Genomic DNA, 9,070 nt, shown 5'->3' with positions numbered 1-9,070 from the left:
AATGTCGGATCACACGATCCGGGCCGCCGTCACCTACTATGGCCGCATGCATACAGACCGACGCCTGCGCTGGCTGACCGCCCCGGTGATCGCGCTCGGCCTGGTGGGTGGCGGCATCGCCATTTCCCAGGTGGCGCAGGCCGACCAGACCCTGCCCGCCGCCCCGGCGAGCCAGTCGGCCACTCCCTCGTCGGCCACTCCCTCGTCGTCCGTGGAGAACTGCCGGGTGACCGATGCCCAGATCGTCGAGTCGCACCCGGATGCCGAGCCCAAGGAGGAGCACGGCGTGCGCAACTACTACCAGGACGGCATCATCGTCGCCTCGACGCAGGACGGCGAGGGCTGGCGGGCCCCCTGCTGGGTGCGCTGAGCCCCGGCCGCGAAGTTGCGCGCTTCCTTTCGGGCCACCCCTCGGGGGGCTCGATAGGCTCACGGGGTGAGTGAACGCGTCATCCCCGACCCCCACACCCCCGGCGCCTGGGTGGTGCGCATCGGCGGCGCCGACCAGTCCTGGGTTGATCCCAGCGATCCCACGCGCCTCGAGTTCGACTACATGCAGCGGCTGGCCGACCAGGTCGACGCCCACGCCGAGCCCGGCGAACGGCTGCGCGTGGTGCACGTCGGGGGAGCGGCGATGACGCTGGCCCGCTATGTCGCCCACACCCGCCCCACCAGCCCGCAGATCGTGCTGGAGCCCGACGCCGAGCTCACCGCGGAGGTGCGCGAGAAGATCCCGCTGCCACGCAACAGCGGCATCAAGGTCCGCCCGGTCGACGGGGCCAGCGGCATCGCCGCGATGCGCGAGGACTATGCCGACGTCGTCGTCGTGGACGCCTTCGCCGGGGCCCGCGTTCCGGGCGGCCTGGTGAGCGTGGATTTCTTCGCCGATGTGCGCCGGGTGCTGCACTCCGACGGTCTGCTGCTGCTCAATGTCACCGACACCCACCCCTTCTCCTGGACCCGCCGGGTGCTGGCGGGGATGGCCGGCTACTTCGGCGAGGTGATGATCGGGGCCGAGAGCGCGACGCTCAAGGGCCGTCGCTTCGGCAATGTGGTGATCGCGGCCAGCCAGGTGGCGCTCCCGGTCGACCAGCTCCAGCGAATCTCGGCCGGGGCCGTCTTCCCCTACCGGCTGGTCCACGGGGAGCACCTGGAGCGGATGGTGGGGGGTGCCCAGCCCTTCCATGGGGCCGGCGAGCCCTCGCCCGGCCCCCCGTCGGGGCGGCACTTCTTCGAGTGAGCAGCCACCCCCCGCCGCTACGACAGATGGTCGTATGACCAACTTCGGGATGCTCAACTGCTGAAAAGACGCGCGGCCTTTTCGCTTGCAGCAAACCCCCACTTGCGGTCACACTGTGACGGATGATTGTCATGGTCTGCGCTGTGTGGGCTGAGAAAACTGCTCGGGGGAGTAGTGGAGTAGGTACGTGCTGAAGACCCCCAGGGCCCGCCGTCTGGTGGCGCTGCTGTGCTTCCTTCTGGCTGTGCCCGCCGCCCTGGTCGCACCCGCCGGGGATGCCGAGGCGCTCACCGTCGACCGATGACCCGCACCGGCACCCATGACGTGCACGGCGACTTCATCCTCGTCGGCAATGGCGTGCTGACGGCCACCACCAACAGCGTCTACGGACGTTCACCCCTGAACCTGTTCACCGGCTCCACCTATGCCGACGATGCCAACGACTTCTACACCCTGCGCTACACCGATACCGACGCCAACGCCAGCACCGTGAACTCCAGCTCCGCCACCTACACCATCCCCGACGGGGCCACGGTCGTGGCGGCCAAGCTCGTCTGGTCGGGCAACACCGGCACCACCAAGGGCATCGCCGGCACCACCTGCAGCTCCGACACGAGCCGTCAGGCGACCCTGCCGCCCAGCCCGTTGTCCTCCTCGCCGTCGACGCAGCGGGTCACCTACACCGTCAACGGTCAGACCAGCACGGCAGTCCCCAGCGGTTACACCGACGACCTGAGCCAGGCCGCCCTTGGTGCCACCCAGGCCCACTACTACTCGGCCAATGCCGACATCACTTCCGCCTTCGCCGGAGTGACGGGAGACGGCACTGTCAAGACGATCACGGTGGGCAATGTCTGGACCCCCCAGGGTTATGGCTGCTACGGCGGCTGGGCACTGCAGATGGTCTACGACTTCGGCAGCTACGAAACCGCCCAGCCCGATGCCTCACAGCGCCGCATGATTTACCTCTACGACGGGTACGAGCGCAAGTTCACTGGCGACCCGGCCACCAACATCACGCTGACCGGACTGCAGCCGCAGGGCACCGGCGCCAAGCTCGGCACCGTCGCCTTCGAGGGTGATGCCACCATCGCCGGCGACACCATCTCCTATTCCGACACCACCTCGCCGATGACCGAACTGCTCAACCCCGTAACGAACAGGACCGGGAACTACTTCGTCGGCCGGGCCGACGGGGCGGTGCCCCACTACGCGGTGGGCACCCGCACCTTCTACAACGCCTCGGTCAATGCCACCACGGCAAGCCTGCCCAACCTGGTGGCAGGCGACAGCACCCTCACCCTGTCAGTGCGCACCACTGGCGACTCCTTCCTGCTCACCAACGAGATCGTCTCGGTGCCGGTGGCCGACATCAAGATCACCAAGACCGCCGCCAATGGTGAACAGGACGCCGCCTATGCTCCCGGCAGCACGCCGAGCTTCCGACTGACCATCTACAACTCCGGCTCGGTGCCGATCACCAGGATCTCGGTGACCGACCAGCTGGCCCCCGGCTGCGCCCGGGACGTCACCCAGATGCGCGCCATCGTCGACGTCACCCTCGACGAGGTGAGCATCAGCGACCCGATGCTGGACGAGCTGTCCTGTGCGCAGGAGGGTCCGCTCGCCGCGGGCGCCCAGCGGGTCTGCACCGGCAGCCACGTGGGGACCGAGGCCGAGGCGCGCAGCGGTTCGCTGGTGAACGTGGCCACCGCCACCTCAGCGCAGGTGGACTCCCCGGCCACCGGAACCGTCACCACCCCGACGACGGCCGACGAGCGGGTCACCGTCTCCAAGAAGGCCCAGCTCGACGACACCAACGGCGACGGCCTCGGCCAACCGGGGGAGCGGATGTACTACTCGATCGTGGTGACCAATGCCGGCGACGTGACCCTGGACGAGGTCGGCATCAGCGACCCGATGCTGGAGCGGCTCGACTGCAGCCCGAATGCCACCGGACCGCTGGCCCCGGGCGAGTCGATCACCTGCACCGGCAGCCACGTGGTCACCGAGGCCGAGGCCGCCGCCGGATCGGTGGTCAACGTGGCCACCGCGACCGGCCCGCAGATCGAGGACACGACCGGTACGGCCACCGTCCCGACAGCCTCCACTCCGGTGGAGCCCGCCCCGGGCCCGAGCCCGGCCCCGTCGGTCGAGCCCACCCCGGAGCCTCCGGCCAGGCACCCGGGTGCGTGGATCGCGCGCACCGGCTCGAGTGTCCAGCCGTGGCACCTGCTTGTCGGCTTGCTGCTGGTGGCTTCGGGCGTCATCCTGATCACCACAAGGAAGAAGAAGGAGAAGAAGTGACCATCCCCCAAAGGTCCATCCCCCGCCCCGCAGTGATCCTCGCAGTCGGTGCCGTCGTCCTGGGCAGTGTCCTGGGCGGCTGCAGCAAGACCGAGACCACCGTCGAGAAGAGCGTCACCCCGACCACCCCCGCCGTCTCGGCGACGCTGCCCGCCATCCCCGGCTTCAAGGGCAAGGCGGCCGGTGCCGTCGCCGACGTCAAGCTCGCCCTGACCAATTCCACCAAGCAAGCCCGTGACTACGCGATCATGGTCATCTGGCTGAAGAACGATTCCGGCAATCCGCTGGGCGCCACCATGGTGACTGCCAAGGACGCAGAGCCGGGCAAGAAGACCGAGCTGACCGGCAAGGCCACGGTGCTCGCCAAGGCCGACCGCTGCGTGCTCAACGTCCAAGCGGGAGAGCTCACGCAGTGAGCAGTTCCCGCTCGTGTGGGGCCATCACCTGGCTCGGCGTGCTGTTGCTTCTGGCCGGCCTGGGCGTCCTCGCCTGGGCCGGTTGGCAGTTCTACGGCACCAACGTCACCTCCCGCAAGGCCGCCCAGGACTCGACCGCGACGCTGAAGCAGCAGTGGTCCGCGCCGGCGGCCAGTGCCAAGCCCGGCAAGCAGCTGCCCGGCGAGGCCGTCGCCCTGCTGCGCATCCCCGACCTGGGCGCCGACTACGAGTGGCCGATCCGGGTGGGCACCGACGAGCAGGCGCTGGCCAAGGGCGTCGGCTGGTACGACGACACCGCCGCGCCGGGCCAGGTCGGCAACTTCGCCGTGGCCGCCCACCGCGTCACCCACGGCGAACCCTTCCGGCGCCTGCTGGAGTTGCAGAAGGGCGCCACGGTCGTCGTCGAGACCCGCGACGCGATCCACACCTACCAGCTCGACACCGCACCATCGGAGCTCACCGTGGCCGATGTCGACGGCGGCTGGGTGCTCGATCCGGTGCCCGGCAAGCCGGGCGAGGAGCCCACCAAGGCCATCATGACGCTGACCACCTGCCAGGACCTCTTCCACTCGCCCGACCGTTCGGTGGCCTTTGCGCACCTGGTCGAGACGAAGAAGAAGTAGTCACCACTAGGCTGGCACCATGACCCACCGCGAAGAACTCGTCGAGCACGTCAAGAACCTGGCCGCCGTCCACGGCAAGGTGACCCTGGCCAGTGGCAGGGAGGCCGACTACTACGTCGACATGCGCCGCGTGACCCTGGACGGCGCCGCCGCGCCCCTGGTCGGCAGCGTGATGCGCGAACTGGTGGCTGACTGGGACTTCGACGCCGTGGGTGGCCTCACCCTGGGTGCCGACCCGGTTGCCGGGGCGATGATGCACGACGCCGCCCATGCCGGCCAGCGCCTGGACATGTTCGTGGTGCGCAAGAATGCCAAGACCCATGGCATGCAGCGCCAGATCGAGGGCACCGAGGTGAAGGGCCGCCGCGTGCTGGTGGTCGAGGACACCTCCACCACCGGCGGCTCGGCCCTGAGCGCCGTCGAGGCGGTGCGCGAGGCCGGAGCCGAGGTGGTGGGTGTGGCCTGCATCGTCGACCGTGGCACGGGTGCCAAGGAGGCCATCGAAGCGGCGGGCCTGGAGTACCGCTTCGCCATCGGCCTCGACGACCTGGGCCTGTGAGCCCCGACCCCAAGGAGAAGCCATGACCTTACTCATCTGGATCCTGCTGGCCCTCGTGCTCGGCCTGCTGGTGCTGGGCGGGGTGCTGTTCATCGCCCCGTACAACTCCTTCGTGCGCCAGCGCAATGCCATCCAGGAGTCCTGGCGCCAGGTCGACGTGGAGCTGAACCGGCGCTACGAGCTGCTGCCCAACCTGATCGAGACGGTGCGCGCCTATGCTGCGCACGAGCGCAACACGCTGGAGGAGATCACCCAGCTGCGCAGCCGGGCGGTGCAGATGAGCCAGGGCACGGGCACCGAGGCCGATCCGCAGCGGGCGGCCGTGGAGCAGGAGCTCACCGGCGCCGTGCGCAACCTGATGGTCAGCGTCGAGGCCTACCCGGAACTGCGCAGCAACGAGAACTTCCTCGAGCTGCAGCGCCAGCTTGCCGAGACCGAGGACCGGATCGCCGCCGGGCGGCGTTTCTACAATGCCAACGTGCGCGCCTACAACACCAAGGTCGAGTCGGTGCCCAGCAACATGGTCGCCAACATGTTCCACTTCGAGAAGGCCACCTATTTCGAGGTCAACGATGCGGTGCGCCGCAGCCCCGAGGTGAATTTCGGCGAGATCAGCTACCGGGACGAGAAGTCCGTGCCCGGGGCCGAGCAGCACCGCGAGCTGCCACCGCAGGCCTGATCCTTGAGTGACGACCCGACCGCCCCCACCACGGGGGTGGGCCCCCATCCGCAGCCCTGGCCCGAGGACGAGCGGCTCGATCCGGAACTGCTCGCCGCAGGTGATCGGCGCAATGTGGTCGACGGCTTCCGTTACTGGCGCCTGGAGGCGATCGTCGAGGAGCTGGACACCCGCCGGCATCCGCTGCACGTCGCGATCCAGAACTGGGAGCACGACTTCAACATCGGCTCCATGGTGCGCACCGCCAATGCCTTCAATGTCGAGGCGGTGCACATCGTGGGGCGGCGGCGCTGGAACCGCCGCGGGGCGATGGTCACCGACCGCTACCTGCACGTGGTGCACCATCCCGACGAGCAGTCACTGGCCGTCTGGCTCGCCCGGCACGAGGTGGTCCCGGTGGGCGTGGACAACCTGCCCGGCTCCGTCCCGCTGGAGTCGGCCAGGTTGCCCGAGCGCTGCTGCCTGGTCTTCGGCTCCGAAGGCCCCGGGCTGACCGACGAGATGGTGCGGGCCTGCTCGCAGTTGGTGGCCATCACCCAGCACGGCTCGACGCGTTCGATCAATGCCGGCGCTGCGGCGGCGATCGCCATGTACCACTGGGCTCTGCAACACGCCTGAGGTCAGGCCCTTTGCCACGACGTTGGGGGCCGCACTGGTATGGTTGTGGGACCACTGTGCACGGTGGTTCCATGGTCCTCCGGTGAGCAGGGCCGACCAGCGCGAGGAGAATCCGATGCAGACTGACGAGGGGCCGATCACCACCAAGCGCGCGCAGGTGCGCGAGATCCTCAAGCGGCGCATCGAGGACGAGCTGCACGCCGGCGACGCACTGGCCTCCGAGCGGCAGCTGGTCACCGAGCTGGGGGTGAGCCGGGTCACGGTGCGCCAGGCGATCGCCGACCTGGTGGAGGAGGGGCGGCTGGAACGCACCCAGGGCAAGGGCACCTATGTGACGGGCCCGAGGGTCAACAGCCGGCTGCACCTGATGAGCTTCAGCCGGGAGATGCGATCGCGAGGCCTGCAGCCGCGCACCCAGGTGCTGTCCGCCGTCTGCGAGCCGGCCGACGAGCACGTCGCCGAGGTGCTGGAGGTGGAGCCGGGAAGCGACGTGGTCCGCCTGGAGCGCCTGCGGCTGGCCGACGACACCCCGATGGCCCATGAGGTGGGCTGGTATCCCTGCCACCTCTTCCCCGACCTGCTCGATCACCGCCTCAACACCGTCTACGACCTGATGGCCAGCCGTTACGGGATCGTCGCCAGCCGGGGCGAGCAGACGGTGCGGGCCGAGGCGGCTGATGCCCACCGTGCGCGGATCCTCGGCATCGCCCGGCGGGCACCCCTGCTGGTGCAGGAACGGCTCACCTATGCCGACGAGGTGGTGGTGGAGTACGCCACCAGCTGGTACCGGGGCGACCGCTACCGCATCCACTCCACGCTGCGCCCGCGCGACGAGAGCCTCTGAACGGTGCCGCCTAGCATGGGGGGCATGGATCGAGCCCTCAGCCCCGACCAGCGGGTCCGTCCTGTGCTGGACAGCTTCGTGGTCAGTTTCAATGCGGTCCCGATGGCCCATCGCGTGGCCGAGCTGGGGGCGCTCCTGCGCAACCGGGTCATCTGGACCCTGTTGGGGGCGGCCATCTGGACTGCGATCTGGTGGAAGCAGCGCCAGGAGTGGGGATCGCCCTGGCTGCTGGTGGCCGGCTACGGGGTGAGCCTGGTGCTCATCGTGGCAACCCTGGTGCGGCTGCTGGGGGCGCGGCGGGCACTGGCCCGCATCGGACGCGGGCCTGCCCTGGAGGCAGGCCGCCACGGCGTGCGCCTGCACGGGCTCGACGGCTCCTCGCAGGACCTGCGCTGGGACCAGGTGCGGGGGATGCGCAGCCGCGGCAGCAAGCTCGGTGTGGGGCCGCGCATCGTGGCCGACGCCGACCCGGCCGTCGACTGGCAGCTGCCGCTGAGCTTCCTCGACGCGCTGCCGGGCACGATCGATGCCGGCCTCCGAGCCACCTCCGGGGGGCGCGTCGGGCTCGACCTGGCCGGCCTCGACCGGTTGCGCTGAGCGCGAGCCCGGGCCGCCGCCGGACCCCGAGGGCTGCGCTTGGTCCGTATCCTTGGCAGAATGGGGGGTGAGCAACATCGACAACACAGGAAAGAGGCAGTCATGCCCATCGCAACTCCCGATGTCTACGCCGAGATGATCGAGCGGGCCAAGGCCGGCAAGTTCGCCTACCCCGCCATCAACGTCACGTCCTCGCAGACCGTCCACGCCGCCCTCCAGGGCTTCACCGAGGCCGGCTCCGACGGCATCCTGCAGGTCTCCACCGGCGGCGCCGAGTACGTCTCGGGCCCCACCATCAAGAACATGGTCACCGGCGCCGTGGCCCTGGCTGACTTCGCCCGTGAGGTTGCCAAGAACTATCCCATCAACGTCGCCCTGCACACCGACCACTGCCCCGAGAACAAGCTCGACGGTTTCGTGCGTCCCCTGATCGACCTGTCGGCCGAGCGCGTGGCCAAGGGCCAGGACCCGATCTTCAACTCCCACATGTGGGACGGCTCGGCCCTGGACGACGTGGAGCGCAACCTCCAGATCGCCGATGAGCTGCTGGCCAAGACCAGGGCCAACCACCAGATCCTCGAGATCGAGATCGGCGCCGTCGGCGGCGAGGAGGACGGTGTCGTCGGTGAGATCAACGACAAGCTGTACACCTCGGTCGAGGACGCCATGCGCACTGCCGAGGTCCTCGGCCTGGGCGAAAAGGGCATCTACCTGACCGCCTTCACCTTCGGCAACGTGCACGGCGTCTACAAGCCGGGCAACGTGAAGCTGCGCCCCGAGATCCTCAAGGACATCCAGGAGGCCGTCGGCGCCAAGTACGGCCGGGAGAAGCCCTTCGCGCTGGTCTTCCACGGCGGCTCCGGCTCCACCGAGCAGGAGATCAGCGATGCCGTGGACTTCGGCGTCGTGAAGATGAACATCGACACCGACACCCAGTACGCCTTCACCCGCCCCGTCGTGGATCACATGATGAAGAACTACGACGGCGTGCTCAAGATCGACGGCGAGATCGGCAACAAGAAGCAGTACGACCCCCGCGCCTGGGGCAAGAGCGCCGAGGCCGGCATGGCCAAGCGCATTGTGGAGGCCTGCCAGCAGCTGCGCTCGGCAGGCACCCACACGGCCTGATCCTCCAGGATCTCAAGGCTCTGTCCCGACGGCACACC

At 69.0% G+C, this 9,070-nt stretch carries 11 protein-coding genes; all 11 read left to right on the top strand.

Annotated elements, in window-relative coordinates; translation table 11 throughout:
• Nucleotides 1-370: hypothetical protein (locus ACHFFZ_RS03820; protein WP_394275340.1), on the top strand; the 370-nt coding region annotated here is incomplete at its 5' end.
• 66 nt (nucleotides 371-436) lie between these two features.
• Complete coding sequence (locus ACHFFZ_RS03815) at nucleotides 437-1,240, top strand: spermidine synthase (RefSeq protein ID WP_394275339.1); 804 nt, start codon at nucleotides 437-439, stop codon at nucleotides 1,238-1,240.
• A 300-nt stretch (nucleotides 1,241-1,540) separates the two neighbouring features.
• Entirely contained in the window at nucleotides 1,541-3,547 is a 2,007-nt protein-coding gene (locus tag ACHFFZ_RS03810) for a hypothetical protein (RefSeq protein ID WP_394275338.1), read from the top strand.
• Nucleotides 3,544-3,963 carry a hypothetical protein gene (locus ACHFFZ_RS03805; RefSeq protein ID WP_394275337.1) on the top strand — a complete coding sequence of 140 codons (420 nt, stop codon included), beginning with the start codon at nucleotides 3,544-3,546 and terminating at the stop codon, nucleotides 3,961-3,963. Before ACHFFZ_RS03810 ends, ACHFFZ_RS03805 begins: the two co-directional genes overlap by 4 nt.
• The gene (locus ACHFFZ_RS03800) at nucleotides 3,960-4,607 is read left to right on the top strand and encodes a class E sortase (RefSeq protein WP_394275336.1); all 648 of its coding nucleotides are present in this window, start codon (nucleotides 3,960-3,962) and stop codon (nucleotides 4,605-4,607) included. Before ACHFFZ_RS03805 ends, ACHFFZ_RS03800 begins: the two co-directional genes overlap by 4 nt.
• Before the next feature lie 19 nt (nucleotides 4,608-4,626).
• On the top strand, nucleotides 4,627-5,166 hold the full coding sequence (gene pyrE / locus ACHFFZ_RS03795) for an orotate phosphoribosyltransferase (RefSeq protein WP_394275335.1): 540 nt from the start codon (nucleotides 4,627-4,629) through the stop codon (nucleotides 5,164-5,166).
• A gap of 22 nt (nucleotides 5,167-5,188) precedes the next feature.
• Entirely contained in the window at nucleotides 5,189-5,845 is a 657-nt protein-coding gene (locus ACHFFZ_RS03790; protein WP_394275334.1) for a LemA family protein, read from the top strand.
• Nucleotides 5,846-5,848: 3 nt separating this feature from the next.
• On the top strand, nucleotides 5,849-6,463 hold the full coding sequence (locus ACHFFZ_RS03785) for a TrmH family RNA methyltransferase (protein ID WP_394275333.1): 615 nt from the start codon (nucleotides 5,849-5,851) through the stop codon (nucleotides 6,461-6,463).
• Nucleotides 6,464-6,545: 82 nt separating this feature from the next.
• Nucleotides 6,546-7,307 (top strand): GntR family transcriptional regulator, encoded by a 762-nt coding sequence (locus tag ACHFFZ_RS03780; protein WP_394275332.1) that lies wholly within the window; start codon nucleotides 6,546-6,548, stop codon nucleotides 7,305-7,307.
• 24 nt (nucleotides 7,308-7,331) lie between these two features.
• Complete coding sequence (locus ACHFFZ_RS03775) at nucleotides 7,332-7,904, top strand: hypothetical protein (RefSeq protein WP_394275331.1); 573 nt, start codon at nucleotides 7,332-7,334, stop codon at nucleotides 7,902-7,904.
• 102 nt (nucleotides 7,905-8,006) lie between these two features.
• Entirely contained in the window at nucleotides 8,007-9,032 is a 1,026-nt protein-coding gene (fbaA, locus tag ACHFFZ_RS03770) for a class II fructose-bisphosphate aldolase (protein ID WP_394275330.1), read from the top strand.
• The last annotated feature ends 38 nt before the right edge of the window (nucleotides 9,033-9,070 follow it).

Origin of the sequence: Luteococcus sp. (genome assembly GCF_043424415.1) — a bacterium.
Classification (GTDB): domain Bacteria; phylum Actinomycetota; class Actinomycetes; order Propionibacteriales; family Propionibacteriaceae; genus Luteococcus.
This window is presented reverse-complemented; position numbering and strand designations above follow the sequence as displayed.

What these genes read in the sequence shown, in the direction of transcription:
- ACHFFZ_RS03810 (WP_394275338.1), top strand. Translation starts at nt 1,541, where the DNA reads ATGACCCGCACCGGCACCCATGACGTGCACGGCGACTTCATCCTCGTC.
- pyrE (WP_394275335.1), top strand. Translation starts at nt 4,627, where the DNA reads ATGACCCACCGCGAAGAACTCGTCGAGCACGTCAAGAACCTGGCCGCC.
- ACHFFZ_RS03790 (WP_394275334.1), top strand. Translation starts at nt 5,189, where the DNA reads ATGACCTTACTCATCTGGATCCTGCTGGCCCTCGTGCTCGGCCTGCTG.
- ACHFFZ_RS03775 (WP_394275331.1), top strand. Translation starts at nt 7,332, where the DNA reads ATGGATCGAGCCCTCAGCCCCGACCAGCGGGTCCGTCCTGTGCTGGAC.
- fbaA (WP_394275330.1), top strand. Translation starts at nt 8,007, where the DNA reads ATGCCCATCGCAACTCCCGATGTCTACGCCGAGATGATCGAGCGGGCC.